Raw genomic sequence first — 15,713 nt, 5'->3', positions numbered from 1 at the left:
CGGTCGGAGGCGGTCGGGCGTTCCGGGCGCGCCGGGAACGCGGCGTCCTCCGCCGCTTCGCCGTCCACCGGCAGTTCCGCCCCCGGCCAGGAAGCCCCCGCCCGGCCCCGCCCTCGCCGTCAACCGCCCGCCTGTCGCCGCGAGCCGCTCCGCCAGCCCTGGGAGGGGCAGATGTCCTGGCATCTGCCGAGCTGACGCACCGTCAGCAGCCTTCACAAGTGCCGCTGGCTGGGCTATACAGAGGGTCGCTGGACTGGAACGCGTTCTAGAACGGACGGGTTCCGCGGCCCCGAAGACGACCTCGGTGCGGCCGACGGTGCGGACGGCCGCACCGAGGTCTCACCACCGTGTCACGTCAGGAGCCCCATGCCCATCGACGCAGCCAAGGCCCTCGCCGCCGAACCCCGGACCGGCGAGATCTCCTGGACCCCCAAGGACGTCCTGCTCTACCACCTCGGCATCGGCGCGGGCCTGCCCGCCACCGACCCCGACGAGTTGCGCTACACCCTGGAGTCCCGGCTGCACGTCCTGCCGAGCTTCGCCACCGTCGCCGGTTCCGGCGCCCCCGGCGTGATCAGCGGGCTGGCCATGCCCGGCATCGAGGTCGACCTCGCCCGCGTGCTGCACGGCGGCCAGATCCTGACCCTGCACCGCCCCCTCCCGGCCGAGGGCACCGCGACGGCCACCTCGCGCGTCGCGGCCGTGTACGACAAGGTCAAGGCCGCCATCCTGGTGCTGCGCACCGAGGTCGCCGACGCCGACGGCCCGCTGTGGACCAACGACGCGCAGATCTTCCTGCGCGGGGAGGGCGGCTTCGGCGGCGACCGCGGCCCCTCCGCCCGCACCGAGGCCCCCACCGGGCCGCCCGACCGGACCGTGGAGCGCGCCGTCCGCGAGGACCAGGCCCTGCTCTACCGCCTCTCCGGGGACTGGAACCCGCTGCACGCCGACCCCGAGTTCGCCAAGGTCGCCGGGTTCGAGCGGCCCATCCTGCACGGGCTGTGCACCTACGGCATGACCCTGAAGGCGGTCGTCGACACGCTGCTCGGCGGTGATGTGACCCGGGTGCGGGAGTACCGGACGCGGTTCGCCGGGGTGGTGTACCCGGGCGAGACCCTGCGCGTCCGGATGTGGCGGACGTCCGGCACCACCGTCCAGGTCGCCGTGAGCGCCGTCGAACGGGACGACGCGCCCGCCCTCGCCGACACCGTCGTAGAGCACACCTGACCCTCGAGGGGAGCCGCACCATGCGCGCAGCCGTACTGCACGAGACCGGCCAGGAGAAGCTGGAGGTCCTCGACGACGTCGAGACGACGGGCTTCGGCCCCGGCAAGGTGCGCGTGCGGGTCCGCGCCACCGGCCTGTGCCACTCCGACCTGTCCGCGATGAGCGGCGTCCTGCCGCAGCCCGCCCCGTTCGTCCCCGGCCACGAGGGCGCCGGGGAGATCGTGGAGGTGGGGGAGGGCGTGAGCGCGCTGAAGCCCGGTGACCGGGTCGTCGTCTGCTGGCTCCCCGCCTGCGGCGCCTGCCCGTCCTGCAAGCGCGGACAGACCGAGCTGTGCCTGACCGGCTTCATGAACGCGGGCACGCCCAACTTCCGCCGCCCCACCGGCGACGTCTTCGGCTTCGCGGGGACCGGCACCTTCGCCGAGGAGGTCGTCGTGGATGCCGGGTGCGCGGTGCCGGTCCCCGACGACGTGCCCTACGACATCGCCGCGCTGATCGGCTGCGGGGTGACCACCGGCCTGGGCGCCGCCCTCAACACCGCCGACCTGGCGGCGGGTTCGTCGGTCGCGGTGATCGGCTGCGGCGGCGTCGGCATCTCCGTCGTCCAGGGCGCACGGCTCAAGGGCGCCGCCGAGATCGTCGCCGTCGACCCGGTCGCCTCGCGCCGCGAGGCCGCCCTGCGGTTCGGCGCGACGCGGGCCGTCTCCCCCGACGAACTGCCCGACGCCAAGCAGCGCGTCACCGCGGGCGAGGGCTTCGACTACGTCTTCGAGGTCGTCGGCCGCTCCGCCACCGCCCGCACCGCCTACGAGAACACCCGGCGCGGCGGCACCCTGGTCGTCGTCGGCGCGGGCGCCATGGACGACTTCCTCCAACTCAACATGTTCGAGCTGTTCTTCGACGAGAAGCGCATCCTGCCGTCCCTGTACGGCGGCGGTGACGTGCTGCGCTCCTACGAGCGGACCATCGCCCTGTGGCGGGCCGGACGGATCGACCTCGCCGGGCTGATCACCCACCGGGTGCCGCTCGCCGACATCAACGAGGCCCTCGACCAGATGCGCACGGGGACCGCCCTGCGTACGTCCATCGAGATCTGAGGGGGACGGGGTCACCATGGCGCTGGGCACCACGACGCTGCCGCTTCAGGGGCTCGCCGCGATCGTCACGGGCGCCGGGCGCGGGCTCGGCCGGGCCGAGGCGCTCGAACTCGCCCGGCTCGGCGCCGCCGTCGTCGTCAACGACCTCGGGCAGCCCGGCCGCGACGGCTCCGGTACTGCCTCCGCCCGCCCCGCCGAGGAGACCGCCGCCGAGATCCGCGCGACGGGCGGCACGGCACTCGCCCACAGCGGGGACGTCGCCGACTTCCGGCACGCCGCCGAACTGGTCGGCCTCGCGGTGCGGGAGTTCGGCAGGCTCGACATCCTCGTCAACAACGCGGGCATCCTGCGCGACCGCATGGTCTTCTCCATGACCGAGGCCGAGTGGGACGCGGTGATACGGGTCCACCTCAAGGGACACTTCAACACCACCCGTTTCGCGGCGGCGCACTGGCGGGAGCGCGCCAAGGCGGGCGGGGGAGCGACGTACGGGCGGATCGTGAACACCTCCTCGGAGGCCTTCCTCGCCGGTTCGGCCGGGCAGCCCAACTACGCCGCCGCCAAGGGCGGGATCATCGGGCTGACCACCTCCACGGCCCACGCCCTCGCCAAGTACGGCGTGACCGCCAACGCCATCTGCCCGCGCGCCCGGACACGGATGACGGAGGACGTCTTCAGGGGCATGGCGGCGGACCCGGGGGAGGGCCTCGATCCACTCGCCCCCGAGCATGTCGCCCCGCTGGTCGGCTATCTCGCCTCGCCCGCCGCCGGGCGGGTCAACGGACAGGTGCTGGTGGTGCACGGCGGCATGGTGGCCGTCGTCGAACGACCCAGGGTGCGGGCGCGGTTCGACAGCAAGCAGGACACCTTCAGCCATGAGGAACTGGACGCGCTGCTCACCCCGCACTTCGAAGGGCGGCCGGAGGGGGAGACGTTCGCGGCGGTGGAGGTGCTGGGGCTGAGGCGGGGGGAGGAGGGGCGCGGCAGCAAGCGAGACGGCCCCGCTCCTCCACGAGGGACGAGCGGGGCCGTCGTAACGTAACGCCCTTCCGGGCGGCCGTGACTGACTGGTCGTCAGGCGGCCGACTCGGTCTGCTGCTGCACCGGCTTGCGGTGTCGGCCGCGCGGAGCCGCCTCGGCGTCGTGTGCCGAAAGCGGGCCCCGGTGCTTGCCGTGGCCGTTGGGCTCCTGGCTGTCGGGCAGCGGCTGGGACGTGCTTGCGTCGCTCATCGGAAGAATTCACCCCGTCAACATGATCTTTCCTACAGCCGGGCGAGTTTAACCGGCCCACCACGGGGCGAATCCAGGCGGCCACGCCAACCGCCACTACTTCGTTACAAGACGGGCGAGGGGCGCCTGTTGGAGGGGGACGGGGCGGGGGGTGAGCGGTTCCGGAGGGTCCGGTTCCGGCGGTGGGCCGCCTGCTGCGGGCTCACCGGACCCCGGGGTGCGGGTGGGCTCGCACACCGCCGCCACCCCGCACGGCACCGCGTCCGTGGCGTACGGCAGCCGCAGTACCCCGTCCGCCGTCCACAGCCCGGCGCCCGCGAGCCACCCCTCGGGCGCGGCCACATGCCGGACCCGCCGCGCGACGGGCCGCCACACCACCACCCAGCTCCCCGCCGGACCGTCCACCCGCAGCGCCACCGCACAGCTCTCCGGCGTCAGCGTCTGCCCCGGCTGGATCGCGAACGGCGTCACCGCGCAGTCCGGCAGCCGCAGGCACTCCGGGAACCGCACCGGCAGCGTGGAGCCCAGCACCCCCCAGCCGAGCCGGGCGTGCCCCGGGGACGGAGCGTCGGAACGGACGACCAGCAGCCCGCTGTCGGCGTCCGCGAGCAGCAGCCGGTCGTCGCTGTCGTCGGCGATCTGGAGCAGCGGCGACATCTCGCCCCCGCGCTCCAGGTCGACGACGACGGTCTTGGTCCGGCCGTCCGCCTCCCGGTCCAGGGCCAGCATCCGCCCCGTACGGTCCAGCCACACCCCGCCCGAACACCGCCCCGGCACCTCGGCGAGATGCTCGGGCCCGAAGGCGCCGCCCACCACCAGCCACACCGCGCTCGAGCGCGGGCCCACCGCGAGGGCGTACGCCTTGTCCCCGCCCGGCGCCGGGGGCAGCAGCCGCAGCCGGGAGCCGGGGTCCGGGCACTCGATGGCGCCGAGCGGCAGCTCACCGGTGCCGGGGCCGGTCGGGTAGAGCAAGGAGAAATGATTCCGCCCGTCCGCGAAGCGCCGGATGAGCACCCGTCCGTCACCCATCGGCTGCACCTCGTTGCCGGGCTCCTCGGGCTGGTTCCCGGGCAGCGGCACGGCGTACGGCTCGGGCCCGTCCAGGGTCCAGCGCTCCGGGAACCAGGCGTCGCCGCGGCGGGCGAGGCGGGCGGCGTAGGCGCCGTCCACGGTGAGCACACACCCGGCACGCGGAACGAACGCGTCCTCGTCCCCCGCCTCGGTGGCTTCGATCGCACAGGCCGTCATCGTTCGGTCACCTCCGGCGACGAAGCTAGTTTTCGTACGCACAGACGGGGGACCGGCAAGCACGCGCTTCACACATAAGGGTGGCCACGGAACGATTCACCTGAGGAAACAGAGGCGAATGTGCTGGGCGGGGACGGGCGGCCGGTACGCCTCCCGCCATCGGTTCAGCCCCGGGGAACGGGCAGGTAGCCTTTCCCCGTGCCCCGTCTGTCAGAAGTCATCGCCGCGCTGGAGAACCTGTGGCCCGCCGAGCGGGCCGAGTCCTGGGACGCGGTCGGCACCGTCGTGGGCGACCCCGACCAGGAGGTCACCCGGGTCCTGTTCGCGGTCGACCCCGTCCAGGAGATCGTCGACGAGGCGGTGAAGCTGGACGCCGACCTGCTGGTCACCCACCACCCGCTCTATTTGCGCGGAACGACGACCGTGGCGGCCTCGCACTTCAAGGGCCGGGTCGTGCACACCCTGATCAAGCACGACATCGCGCTGCACGTCGCCCACACCAACGCCGACACCGCCGACCCCGGGGTCAGCGACGCGCTGGCCGGAGCGCTGGACCTGAGGGTCGTACGCCCCCTGGTGCCGGACACGGGCGACCCCGACGGCCGCCGCGGCCTCGGCCGGATCTGCGAGCTGGACCACCCGGTGACCGTCCGCGAGTTCGCCGCCCGCGCCGCCGCACGGCTGCCCGCCACCGCGCAGGGCATCCGCGTCGCGGGCGACGCCGAGGCGCTCGTCCGCACGGTCGCCGTGAGCGGCGGCTCCGGCGACGGCCTCTTCGACGCCGTACGCGCCGCCGGGGTCGACGCCTTCCTCACGGCGGACCTCCGCCACCACCCCGTATCCGAGGCCCGTGCGGGTGGCTCCTGCGCGCTGCTCGACGCGGCGCACTGGGCCACCGAATGGCCCTGGTGCGAGCAGGGCGCCGCCCAGCTCGACGAGATCTCCGACCGCCATGGCTGGGACCTCCGCGTCCATGTCTCCAAGACGGTCACCGACCCCTGGACCAGCCACTCCCCTTCCCTTTCACCTGGAGCCCCCAACTGAACGCCGCGCCCGCCGACCAGATCCGACTCCTCGACGTCCAGGCCCTCGACGTCCGCCTCCAGCAGCTGGCGCACAAGCGGAAGTCCCTGCCCGAGCACGCCGAGATCGAGTCGCTGACCAAGGACCACACCCAGCTGCGCGACCTGCTCGTGGCCGCGCAGACCGAGGAGAGCGACTGCGCCCGCGAGCAGACCAAGGCCGAGCAGGACGTCGACCAGGTGCGCCAGCGCGCCGCCCGCGACCAGAAGCGGCTGGACTCCGGCGCCGTCTCCTCTCCGAAGGACCTGGAGAACCTCCAGCGCGAGATCGCCTCCCTCGCCAAGCGCCAGGGCGACCTGGAGGACGTGGTCCTGGAGGTCATGGAGCGCCGTGAGTCCGCGCAGGAGCGGGTCGAGGAGCTGACCGAGCGGGTGTCCTCCGTCCAGTCGAAGATCGACGACGCGACCGCGCGCCGGGACGCCGCCTTCGAGGAGATCGACGGCGAGGTGGCCACGGTGACCAAGGAGCGCGAGGTCATCGCGGGCGCCGTCCCGGCCGATCTGCTCAAGCTCTACGACAAGCTGCGCGAGCAGCAGGGCGGCATCGGCGCGGCCCGCCTCTACCAGCGCACCTGCCAGGGCTGCCGCCAGGAGCTGGCCATCACGGACATCAACGAGATCCGCGCCGCGGCCCCCGACAAGGTGGTGCGCTGCGAGAACTGCCGCCGGATCCTGGTGCGCACGGCCGACTCCGGCCTGTAGGGGGTCTCGGGGCGTGCGGGAGTTCATCGTCGAGGCGGACGGCGGGTCACGGGGCAACCCCGGGCCCGCGGGCTACGGCGCGCTGGTGGTCGACGCGGCGAGCGGGGAGACGGTGGCGGAGACCGCCGAGTACCTCGGCACGGTCACCAACAACGTCGCCGAGTACCGGGGCCTGCTGGCGGGTCTGCGCACCGCCCGCGAACTGGACCCGGCCGCCACGGTCCACGTCCGGATGGACTCCAAGCTGGTCGTCGAGCAGATGTCGGGCCGCTGGAAGATCAAGCACCCTGACCTGAAGCCGCTGGCGGCGGAGGCGGCGCGGGTGTTCCCGCCGGGGCGGGTGACGTACGAGTGGATCCCCCGGGAGGAGAACAAGCGGGCGGACCGCTTGGCCAACGGGGCGATGGACGCGGGGGTGGCGGAGGCGGCCGGGGCGGACAGGGCGGGGGCGGACGGGGCGGGGGCGGACACGCGCGCGGCGCGTGCGGTCGCGGCGGCCACCTCCGTGGCGGCGGAGGCAGTCACGCCTGCGACGGCGGAGGTAGTCGCGCCTGCGGCGGCGGAGGCGGCTGAGGCAGACACGCCTGCGACGGCGGAGGTAGTCGCGCCTGCGACGGCAGAGGCGACTGAGACAGTTACGCCCACGGTCGGCTGGGGCGCCCCCGACATGGGCGCACCGGCCACCTTCGTCCTCCTGCGCCACGGCGAGACCCCGCTCACCCCCCAGAAGCGGTTCTCCGGCAGTGGCGGCACCGACCCGTCCCTGTCGGACGTGGGCCGGGAGCAGGCCGAGCGCGCGGCGGCGCTGCTGGCCAGGCGCGGCACGATCCAGGCGATCGTCACCTCACCGCTCGCCCGCACCCGCGAGACCGCCGCCATCGTCGCCGCCCGGCTGGGCCTGGACGTGACGGTGGAGGACGGCCTGCGCGAGACCGACTTCGGCGCCTGGGAGGGCCTGACCTTCGCCGAGGCCCGCGACCGCCACCCGGAGGACCTGAACGCGTGGCTCGCCTCCCCGGACGTGGCCCCGACCGGCGGCGGCGAGAGCTTCACGGCGACGGCCGCGCGCATCGCGGCGACGCGGGACAAGCTGATCGCGGCGTACGCGGGCCGCACGGTCCTGCTGGTCACCCACGTGACCCCGATCAAGACGCTGATCCGCCTGGCCCTGGACGCCCCACCCCAGTCCCTGTTCCGCATGGAACTGTCAGCGGCCTCCCTATCAGCGGTGGCGTACTACGCGGACGGCAACGCCAGCGTCCGCCTGCTCAACGACACCTCGCACCTGCGGACCTGAGCCCGGCGGCGTCCCGCGCCAGCCCTTCGACCCGCCCCCAGTCCCGCGCGGCCACGACATCCCCCGGCAGCATCCAACTGCCGCCGACGCAGCCGACGTTGGGAAGCGCGAGGTAACGGGGCGCGGAGTCGACGCCGATCCCCCCGGTGGGACAGAAGCGAACCTGTGGCAGGGGCCCGTAAAGGGACTTCAGGTAGGCCGTCCCCCCGGCCGCCTCCGCCGGGAAGAACTTCATCTCCCGTACCCCGCGCTCCAGCAACGCGACCACTTCCGTGGCGGTGGAAACCCCCGGCAGGAAAGGCACCCCGGCCCCCCGCATGGCGTCGAGCAGCGCATCCGTCCACCCCGGACTGACGAGGAACCGCGCCCCGGCGCCGACGGCGAGGTCGACCTGCCGCGGAGTGAGCAGGGTCCCGGCCCCGACGACGGCGTCCGGCACGTCGTCGGCAATGGCGCGTATCGCGTCGAGCGCGGCCGGTGTCCGCAGGGTCACCTCGATCGCGGGCAGCCCCCCGGCGACGAGAGCCCGCGCGAGCGGTACGGCGTCGGCGGGATCGTCCAGGACGACGACGGGGATGACGGGGGCGAGGTCAAGGACGGAGGCCATGGCGTCATAGTGCCGAGGAGCGGCAGAGCATGCAATGAGCGTTGCAAATAACGCAACGGCGTCGGTGTCAGTGAACCTCGTCCACGAGCACGTCCACCCGCCAGGCGGTCCCGCCCTTCGACGGCTCGGCAACGTCGACCTGGTACCCGAGATCACGCAAGGCGTCGACGAGTTCGGCGGGGTGACCGGGCTCGACCCCCGCCGTCACCAGACTCCGCACGATCCGCCCCTTGGTCGCCTTGTTGAAGTGGCTGACGACCTTCCGCGTCGGCGCGTGCAGCACCCGCACGGTCGCCGTCCGCGCGGCGACCTCGCCCTTGGGCTTCCAGGCGGCGGCGTAGGCGGCGGACCGCAGATCGAGTACGAGCCCGTCTCCGGCGGCGTCCGGCAGAACGTCGGCCATGGCCGCCCGCCAGTGTGCGGCGAGCGCCCCCAGCCCCGGCAGCTTCACCCCCATGGAACACCGGTAGGACGGAATCCGGTCACTGATCCGCACGGCACCCCAGAGTCCCGAGAAGATCAACAGCGCCCGCGCGGCACGCCGCCCGGCGGCGGCATCGAGGGAGCCGAGCCCCAGGGCGTCGTAGAGCACACCGGTGTACACCTCCCCGGCGGGCCGCGCGGGAGCGTCGTACAGCCGGGCGTTCTTGGCGACCTCGCCCCGAAGCCCTTCACTCAGCCCAAGCACCTCGCGGGCCTTCTCCTCATCCCCTTGACACAAGGCGACCAACTCCCCGAGCACCGCCTCCCGAGCCGCCCCCAACTCCGGCGACGACAGCGACTCCGACTTCAGCGGGGCACCGGTACCGCCGGAGGGAGCCTTGCCTTCGGACGGGGGGAGCAGGACGAGCACGGGGTCTCCGTTTCAGCGAATTCGGGTGGCGGGACCTTGGTCAGGGTACGGCGTGGGGGGTCGTGTGCCACGATCGAGTGAGCGGATCCCGATCTCCAGGACAGGTGATCAACCGATGTCCCAGTCTGACGAGCGACCGAAGGAGGGGCGTGACATGACCGCCATGGCCCACGAGCCGCTCACGCAGGAAGAGGTCCTGCTCGACGGCTTTCTCGCTCTCGACACCCCGGAGGGCTTCCGGGCGGAGTTGATTGAGGGGGAGATCGTTGTGACACCGCCGCCGGACGGGGACCACGAGGACTACATCGGGTTGATCCTCAGCCAGGTGATCAGGCAGTCCCGGGTCGAGATGCAATTCTCCGGGAACAAAGGGCTGACCCTGCAGGGCGGGGATGCCCGCTTGGGGGATCGTGTCATCCCTGATGGCACCTTTGCTCCCAGGGAGTTGCGCCTCTACCGGGGTGCGGACCCGTGGATGCCCTGCGACGGAGTTGCGATGGTGCTTGAGGTGACCTCGTCGAGGCCCCGAGCTGACCGTGAGGCCAAGCGTCGCAGCTACGCCCGGGGCGGCGTCCCGCTCTACCTACTCGTTGACCGCAGCGATGCCTCCGTCACGCTCTTCAGCGATCCGGAGAAGGGGGAGTACCGCCAACACTGCACGTGCCCCTTCGGTAAACCGCTGGCCCTCCCCACCCCCTTCGCATTCGAACTGGACACATCAGACTTCCTCTGATGCCCTGATCCCTGTGACCAGGGGGTGGGCGCGGTGAACGGGCGAGAGAAGGCACTGTGGACGAGGGCCCGCCTGGGCCACGACGGCCCACCCCTGGACCTGCTCACCGCCCGCTTCGACCGCCACGTCTACGCCCCGCACGCGCATGACGAGTTCACGGTCGGCGTGACCGTCGGCGGCCTGGAGGTCATCGCCTACCGGGGCGGACGCATCCACTCGGGCCCCGGCAGCATTGTCGTACTGGAACCGGGAGAGACCCACACGGGCGGCCCCGCAGCGCCCGAGGGCTACTCCTACCGAGCCCTGTACGCGACCCCGGCCCTGCTCACGGAAGGCACCCTGAGCGGCATCCTCCCGCACTTCCGCGACCCGGTCCTGAACGACCCGGAACTGGCCACGGCCCTACGTCGAGCGCACGCGGATCTCAGCACCTGCCCCGACCCCCTGGAGACGGAATCCCGCCTCCCCTGGCTGCTCACGGCACTGGCCCGCCGCCACTCCACGGCCCGTGCGACGGACGACACGATCCCGGGTGCGAAGGACATAGCCCACGCGGTACGCGACCGCCTGGCGGACGACGTCACGTCCCCACCCTCCCTGTCGGCCCTGGCGGCAGACCTCGGTCTCTCCTCCCGCTACCAACTGCTCCGCGCCTTCCGTACGACGATGGGGTTGCCGCCGTACGCATGGCTGGCCCAGCACCGGGTGCACCGGGCACGCGCCCTGCTGGAGGGCGGCCTGCGCCCGGCTGAAGCGGCGACCCTGGTGGGCTTCGCGGACCAGGCGCACCTCACACGCTGGTTCCGGAGGGTGCTGGGGGTCACCCCGGCGGCGTACCGCAACAGCGTTCAAGACAGCAGGGGCTGAGGCGGCCGACACTCACCGCATGACTGCACGCGGCTGGTTCCTCTTCTCCCTGATGGGAGTGATCTGGGGCATTCCCTATCTGCTGATCAAGGTGGCGGTGGACGAGGTGTCCCCGTCGACGGTGGTGTTCACGCGCTGTGCGCTGGGCGCGGCCCTGCTGCTCCCCTTCGCGCTGAGGCAAGGGGGACTGGGTGGCACCGTCCGGTCCCACTGGAAACCGATGCTGGCCTTCGCGGTGATCGAGATCATCGGCCCCTGGTGGACCCTGACGGACGCGGAACGCCACCTCTCCAGCTCGACGGCCGGACTGCTGATCGCGGGCGTCCCGATCGTCGGCGTGGTCCTGGCCCGCTTCTTCGGTGAGACGGAGCGGCTGGGCCCCCGCCGCGTAACTGGCCTGGCCCTGGGCCTGTCGGGCGTAGCGTTCCTCACGGTCCCGCACCTCACCGGCGGCGACGCCCGCTCCCTCGCGGAGGTCCTGCTGACGGTGGTGGGTTACGCCACGGCGCCCTTGATCGCGGCCCGCCACCTCCGGGACGTCCCGTCCCTCCACCTGACGGCCCCGTGCCTGGCGCTGGCGGCGCTGGTGTACGCCCCGGCGGCGGCGCTGACGGCCCCGTCCACCCTCCCCTCCACGGAGGTCCTGCTGTCGCTGCTCGCCCTGGGGGTGATCTGCACGGCGGTAGCCTTCGTCGCCTTCCTGGAGCTGATCAAGGAGGTGGGCCCGACGCGGGCGACGGTCATCACGTACGTGAACCCGGCGGTGGCGGTGGCGGCGGGAGCCGTCTTCCTGGACGAGCAGCTCACCACCACGGTCGCCGTGGCCTTCGCCCTGATCCTGGCGGGCTCGGTCCTCGCGACGGCCGCGGCACCACGCCGCCCCACCCGCCCGGTACCATGGTCCACACGGCAGACGAGCCGGGCGGACGGCCGCGTGGAATCCCCCTGACGGGGACTCCCCGAGGAACGTCCGGGCTCCACAGGGCAGGGTGGTGGCTAACGGCCACCCGGGGTGACCCGCGGGACAGTGCCACAGAAAGCAAACCGCCGGGGACCTCGGTCCTCGGTAAGGGTGAAACGGTGGTGTAAGAGACCACCAGTGCCCAGGGTGACCTGGGCAGCTAGGTAAACCCCACCCGGAGCAAGGTCAAGAGGAAACACCCCGGTGTTTCTGCGCGGACGTCCGAGGGCTGCCCGCCCGAGTCCGCGGGTAGACCGCACGAGGCCGACGGCAACGTCGGTCCTAGATGGATGGCCGTCGCCCCGGCACCCGCGAGGGACCGGGGGACAGAACCCGGCGTACAGCCCGACTCGTCTGCCAGTAAGGCTCTGACCTGGCCTTATGGCCTGGTCGGGGCCTTCTGTCGTGTCTCGGCACATTCCGCTTCTACCTGCGAGTTCCCGGGAGTTCCCGCGCAAGTGTGCACGCGATGTGCACTGGGGCCCGGTGCCCGGCGGTGGGTTCGATGAGTGAGATCGCCAAGTCGCCGGAGAGGGCTGGCGGCAGCTGGGGCCTTGACCTCGACGTGTGGATCCGGCCTCCGTGCGCACTGGTTGTTGCATTCTGGAGGCTGAGTGCCCGGCCTGGGGGGGGCACGCCGCCGCCCGGCGCAGGCACGGGTGACCCGGGCGGCGGGTTGTCACAGTCAGTCTTCGGCAGTCATGGCCTCGTCGTCCGGCGTCGTGGACAGTCCGGCTGCGTCGGCGAGGTCGGGGTCCTCCAGGTTCTGGTCTCCAGCAGGGGTGTCCGACTCCTCGTTCAGAGTTCGGTCGCCGTCGGCGAGCGTCGGGAGGACGTATGCCTGGGCCAGCCCCGCGAGGTGGAGAGGGAGGGGGAGAGACAGGGCGGCGGCGTAGTCCGGGGCCTGGCGGAGCTGGTGCATGGCGAGGGCCAGCGCCTCGGGGTCGTCGGGCTTTTCCCGTATGAGGACCGCGGAGTCGTCGGCTCCGTGGCAGCCCAGTACCGCGATCTCCATCAGGGTCGGGTTCCAGGCGCTGGTGCCTGCCTGCGAGGTGAGGTTGCCTGCCGCGTTGACTCGGGTGGCGAGGCGGTCGAGTGCGGGGGAGACCGCGTGGGTTCCAGGGCGTTCGGTGGTGCTGTAGAAGACCCGCTCGCGCGACCAGGCCCTGTCCCCGTATCGCTGCCGGGGATGCGGGGCCCAGAAGCCCGCCGGCTGTCCGTGGGGCCTGCCCGGGTCGGCTGCACCCCACCACTGGGCACTTTCGCGACCGCCGCTTCCGCGCACACGCACGAGGCGCAGTTCGTCGTCCAGTCGTCCTGCCGGGGCGTGGCCCGTCTTGATCAGGTCGCGTTCGGTCTGGCCGTCCTGGAGCCATGGCCAGTGCAGTCGGCTGTTCTGAGCGTGGGTGATCAGTGCGGTGGGTTGCCCTCGGAGGGAGTGCAGCACGCGTTGGAGGAACGTTGATGTCTCTCTGCGCTGTTGAGCGAGGTTGCTGCGCCACTGCTTGCCGGTGACCTTAGGGGCATCGGGACGTGGCTCATCGTCTGGAGGCTCGGGTTCCGAGAACGCTTCGGGGTCGATCTCCGCCTGTTTCACCAGAGCGAGGAGGAACTGCGGATAGGGCACCCATTCCCCCGCGGTGTCATCCCAGCCGCGTACCGCTGCGAGGCCGTCCCCGGCGGGGAGCGGTGTGACGAGGACGGCCACAGGCAGGTGTTTGGGCAACCGCGTCGGGCCGTCCTTGCGACGTTTCACCATCCACACCGCCGCGTATTGCAGCGAGTCCGGAAGGTCCTCACCGAGGGTGTGCTGGGGCAGGACGCGGACACCAAGCTGGCGCAGTCCGTCGAGCCACGAGCTGCACGTGCGGTGGTCGAGACTGTCCGCATTGTCGATCTGCCGGTCGGTGGACGGGGTGACGACGAACTGAGTCAGCACGCCCGCGTCGGCACACCCGAGGCGGATGGCGAACTTGGGGTCCGTCGACGCTGGGCGGAACGTACTGCGGTGAGCGACTTCCACGAGGGCGAGTTCAGGGCGGGTGGGGTCCGCACCGTCCGCGCGGAGCCAGGCGCGCAGGGCACGGCGCCGTTCAGCGACGGCCGCCGCGAGTGCAGCGCCCTTGCCCTTGACCTCTGGGTCGGGCACTAGCCGGTCGCCCAGCCCGTCGGCGAAGGGCAGGCAACGCAGCCGGAGGGTGACCTCCGCCGTCCGCCACTCCAGGACGACCGGTGCTCCGGGCGTGGCCTCGTCGAAGCCCCGGTCCGTGATGTCGGCGGCACTGGCGCCGCCGTCGCCGTCGAGGCCCAGCGCCTTGGCGAACTGTTCCACCGCCTCGCCGCGTACCTCGGGCGACTGCCACAGCAGCCGAGCCTCCACCACGGGCGGGCCGGTGTGTTCCGGGCCGTGGGAGGCGATCCGGGCCTGTGCCGCGAGTGCTACGCGCCGTGCCTGGGTCTCGCGCAGCAGCTCGGCCTTCTTGGCCTCGTCGGTCCTGGGCTTGGGCCGCCGGTTCTGCGGCGCGCCGATGCCCTTGCCGCGTCCGCGCGTGAGGTCGGGTACCCGGGCCAGTGTTTCAGGGAGAGCCTGTTCGGCCCATTCGGTGAGCTGGGCCCGCTGATTGGGCATGAAGCCGGTACCGATCTCATGCTTGCCCATCCTGGTGCTGTGGACTACGGCGGCCCGGACGCCGCGGCCCTCGCCGATCCAGGAGACCGGTTCGGTGAGGAGCTGTTCGGGGTCGGGGAAGTTGCCGGCGAGGCTGAGTCCGCGCAGGATGCCGGCGGTGTCGTTCTCCGACCAGACGAACGTGTCGGCGGCTCGGTCGCGGCGCAGTCGTGCCAGTGCGTAGCGTTCGGTGGCCGGTGCGCCGGGCAGCCAGGGGATGGTGGGCCGCAGGTAGACGGTGGTGGCCTCCCGGTAGGGCAGGTTGAGGTGTTTGGTGGTGGTCCGGGGGTGGGTCGCCCAGCGGCGTACACCCCAGTGCAGGTGGAGACGCGGCCTGGGGTCGAACGGCGTGGTGTGCAGGGAGATGTTCAGCAGGACAGAGAACCACCACTCCCTGCGTTTGACGGTTCGGCACAGCGGCTGCGACATGAGTTCCGCGCCTTGGTCGCGAGGTCCCCGGGGCAGCGCCCGGAACCGCAGCTCCCCTCCCTCGAACGGGAAGGGGTCGAGGGTCAGAATGCGGCGTGCAAGGGCGTCGGTGGCGAGTTGGAACTGGCGTGGTTCTGGGGCGGCGGTACCGCCCCGGGTGGTCGGGGCGGTGAGGAGTTCGACGCCGCTGACCGGCTGCCACTCGGGCAGGTTCTGCTGCAGCTCGATGCTGGTCGCGAGCAACAGCGAGCGGTACCGGGGATCCTGCGCGGAGTCCTTGGGACCGAGGGTGCGTAGCCAGGCGTCGAGGAGTTGCTGCATGGAACGGCCGGGGAGGGGGTCGGGCACCGAGGCCGGTACGTACATCCAGAAGTCCTCGGCGGTTGGCGGTCCCGGCTCGACCGGGATACGTGGCCGCGGGCGGACGATCACGTCGGGGGCGAGGGTCTGGAGCACGCCGTCGAGTCGGCGGGTGGGCAGCGTCGGCTGCCGCTTCTGCTCGTCCCGCCCGTGGTTGTGCAGTTCGAGGAGTCCGGTATGCCAGTGTTCGGGGAAGGGCAGCGCGTGGAAGTCCTCGGTCCAGGGGGTGTCCTCCTCGGCCAGGTGGTACGCGGATCGGCGGATGTTCTTGTACATGTTGGTTCTCCCAGCGATGTCCGTACCTGGACGGGTACGCCTGCCCGGCCAAAGGAACTGGCCAAGGCGGCGGTTG

The 15,713-nt window shown here is 72.1% G+C and carries 13 protein-coding genes, 1 other RNA gene and 1 pseudogene; 10 read left to right on the top strand and 5 right to left on the bottom strand.

Annotated elements, in window-relative coordinates:
* The first annotated feature begins 366 nt into the window (after positions 1-366).
* The 3 genes from ACFVQG_RS17825 to ACFVQG_RS17815 are packed head-to-tail and all read left to right on the top strand — an operon-like array spanning position 367 to position 3,366.
* Positions 367-1,227: a MaoC/PaaZ C-terminal domain-containing protein gene (locus ACFVQG_RS17825; RefSeq protein ID WP_383383338.1), complete on the top strand. Its 861-nt coding sequence runs from the start codon at positions 367-369 to the stop codon at positions 1,225-1,227.
* A gap of 20 nt (positions 1,228-1,247) precedes the next feature.
* Positions 1,248-2,324 (top strand): Zn-dependent alcohol dehydrogenase, encoded by a 1,077-nt coding sequence (locus tag ACFVQG_RS17820; RefSeq protein ID WP_383383335.1) that lies wholly within the window; start codon positions 1,248-1,250, stop codon positions 2,322-2,324.
* Positions 2,325-2,340: 16 nt separating this feature from the next.
* Positions 2,341-3,366: a 3-oxoacyl-ACP reductase gene (locus tag ACFVQG_RS17815; RefSeq protein WP_383383332.1), complete on the top strand. Its 1,026-nt coding sequence runs from the start codon at positions 2,341-2,343 to the stop codon at positions 3,364-3,366.
* 32 nt (positions 3,367-3,398) lie between these two features.
* Here ACFVQG_RS17815 and ACFVQG_RS17810 read toward each other — a convergent pair whose 3' ends face one another.
* Together ACFVQG_RS17810 and ACFVQG_RS17805 are read right to left on the bottom strand one after the other, a co-directional pair.
* A complete protein-coding gene (locus tag ACFVQG_RS17810; RefSeq protein WP_383383329.1) occupies positions 3,399-3,554 on the bottom strand; it encodes a hypothetical protein in 156 nt (51 codons plus the stop codon).
* Between the two features lie 96 nt (positions 3,555-3,650).
* Positions 3,651-4,802 carry a hypothetical protein gene (locus ACFVQG_RS17805; RefSeq protein ID WP_383383326.1) on the bottom strand — a complete coding sequence of 384 codons (1,152 nt, stop codon included), beginning with the start codon at positions 4,800-4,802 and terminating at the stop codon, positions 3,651-3,653.
* A 198-nt stretch (positions 4,803-5,000) separates the two neighbouring features.
* On the opposite strand from ACFVQG_RS17805, the gene ACFVQG_RS17800 reads away from it, so the two are divergent.
* From ACFVQG_RS17800 to ACFVQG_RS17790, 3 genes are read left to right on the top strand one after another with little or no spacing between them, the layout of a single operon-like run.
* Entirely contained in the window at positions 5,001-5,846 is an 846-nt protein-coding gene (locus ACFVQG_RS17800) for a Nif3-like dinuclear metal center hexameric protein (RefSeq protein ID WP_383383323.1), read from the top strand.
* Complete coding sequence (locus tag ACFVQG_RS17795) at positions 5,843-6,586, top strand: zinc ribbon domain-containing protein (protein WP_383383849.1); 744 nt, start codon at positions 5,843-5,845, stop codon at positions 6,584-6,586. Before ACFVQG_RS17800 ends, ACFVQG_RS17795 begins: the two co-directional genes overlap by 4 nt.
* A gap of 13 nt (positions 6,587-6,599) precedes the next feature.
* Positions 6,600-7,883 carry a bifunctional RNase H/acid phosphatase gene (locus ACFVQG_RS17790; protein ID WP_383383320.1) on the top strand — a complete coding sequence of 428 codons (1,284 nt, stop codon included), beginning with the start codon at positions 6,600-6,602 and terminating at the stop codon, positions 7,881-7,883.
* Here ACFVQG_RS17790 and ACFVQG_RS17785 read toward each other — a convergent pair.
* Entirely contained in the window at positions 7,855-8,490 is a 636-nt protein-coding gene (locus ACFVQG_RS17785) for a bifunctional 4-hydroxy-2-oxoglutarate aldolase/2-dehydro-3-deoxy-phosphogluconate aldolase (protein ID WP_383383317.1), read from the bottom strand. The genes ACFVQG_RS17790 and ACFVQG_RS17785 overlap by 29 nt on opposite strands.
* A gap of 67 nt (positions 8,491-8,557) precedes the next feature.
* Positions 8,558-9,343: a peroxide stress protein YaaA gene (yaaA, locus tag ACFVQG_RS17780; RefSeq protein ID WP_383383312.1), complete on the bottom strand. Its 786-nt coding sequence runs from the start codon at positions 9,341-9,343 to the stop codon at positions 8,558-8,560.
* Positions 9,344-9,497: 154 nt separating this feature from the next.
* Here yaaA and ACFVQG_RS17775 point away from each other — a divergent pair, with 154 nt between their 5' ends.
* The 4 genes and pseudogenes from ACFVQG_RS17775 (at position 9,498) to rnpB (ending at position 12,261) form a co-directional block, all read left to right on the top strand.
* On the top strand, positions 9,498-10,076 hold the full coding sequence (locus tag ACFVQG_RS17775; protein ID WP_383383309.1) for a Uma2 family endonuclease: 579 nt from the start codon (positions 9,498-9,500) through the stop codon (positions 10,074-10,076).
* 33 nt (positions 10,077-10,109) lie between these two features.
* On the top strand, positions 10,110-10,943 hold the full coding sequence (locus ACFVQG_RS17770) for an AraC family transcriptional regulator (protein WP_383383307.1): 834 nt from the start codon (positions 10,110-10,112) through the stop codon (positions 10,941-10,943).
* A 19-nt stretch (positions 10,944-10,962) separates the two neighbouring features.
* A pseudogene (locus tag ACFVQG_RS17765) lies at positions 10,963-11,742 on the top strand (DMT family transporter); the annotation flags it as partial.
* Between the two features lie 115 nt (positions 11,743-11,857).
* Positions 11,858-12,261, top strand: an RNA gene (gene rnpB / locus ACFVQG_RS17760) — RNase P RNA component class A.
* A 328-nt stretch (positions 12,262-12,589) separates the two neighbouring features.
* Here rnpB and ACFVQG_RS17755 read toward each other — a convergent pair.
* Positions 12,590-15,637: a pPIWI_RE module domain-containing protein gene (locus ACFVQG_RS17755; RefSeq protein ID WP_383383305.1), complete on the bottom strand. Its 3,048-nt coding sequence runs from the start codon at positions 15,635-15,637 to the stop codon at positions 12,590-12,592.
* Positions 15,638-15,713: the final 76 nt, after the last annotated feature.

Origin of the sequence: Streptomyces sp. NPDC057877 (assembly GCF_042796855.1) — a bacterium.
Taxonomy (GTDB): Bacteria; Actinomycetota; Actinomycetes; order Streptomycetales; family Streptomycetaceae; genus Streptomyces.
The sequence above is the reverse complement of the archived record's forward strand: the minus strand, read 5'-3'. Positions and strand labels throughout refer to the sequence as shown.

Excerpts from the sequence above, each read along its gene's own strand:
- ACFVQG_RS17820 (WP_383383335.1), top strand. The coding sequence starts at position 1,248 with ATGCGCGCAGCCGTACTGCACGAGACCGGCCAGGAGAAGCTGGAGGTC.
- ACFVQG_RS17755 (WP_383383305.1), bottom strand. The coding sequence starts at position 15,637 with ATGTACAAGAACATCCGCCGATCCGCGTACCACCTGGCCGAGGAGGAC.
- ACFVQG_RS17805 (WP_383383326.1), bottom strand. The coding sequence starts at position 4,802 with ATGACGGCCTGTGCGATCGAAGCCACCGAGGCGGGGGACGAGGACGCG.
- ACFVQG_RS17785 (WP_383383317.1), bottom strand. The coding sequence starts at position 8,490 with ATGGCCTCCGTCCTTGACCTCGCCCCCGTCATCCCCGTCGTCGTCCTG.
- ACFVQG_RS17810 (WP_383383329.1), bottom strand. The coding sequence starts at position 3,554 with ATGAGCGACGCAAGCACGTCCCAGCCGCTGCCCGACAGCCAGGAGCCC.
- ACFVQG_RS17815 (WP_383383332.1), top strand. The coding sequence starts at position 2,341 with ATGGCGCTGGGCACCACGACGCTGCCGCTTCAGGGGCTCGCCGCGATC.
- ACFVQG_RS17775 (WP_383383309.1), top strand. The coding sequence starts at position 9,498 with ATGACCGCCATGGCCCACGAGCCGCTCACGCAGGAAGAGGTCCTGCTC.
- ACFVQG_RS17825 (WP_383383338.1), top strand. The coding sequence starts at position 367 with ATGCCCATCGACGCAGCCAAGGCCCTCGCCGCCGAACCCCGGACCGGC.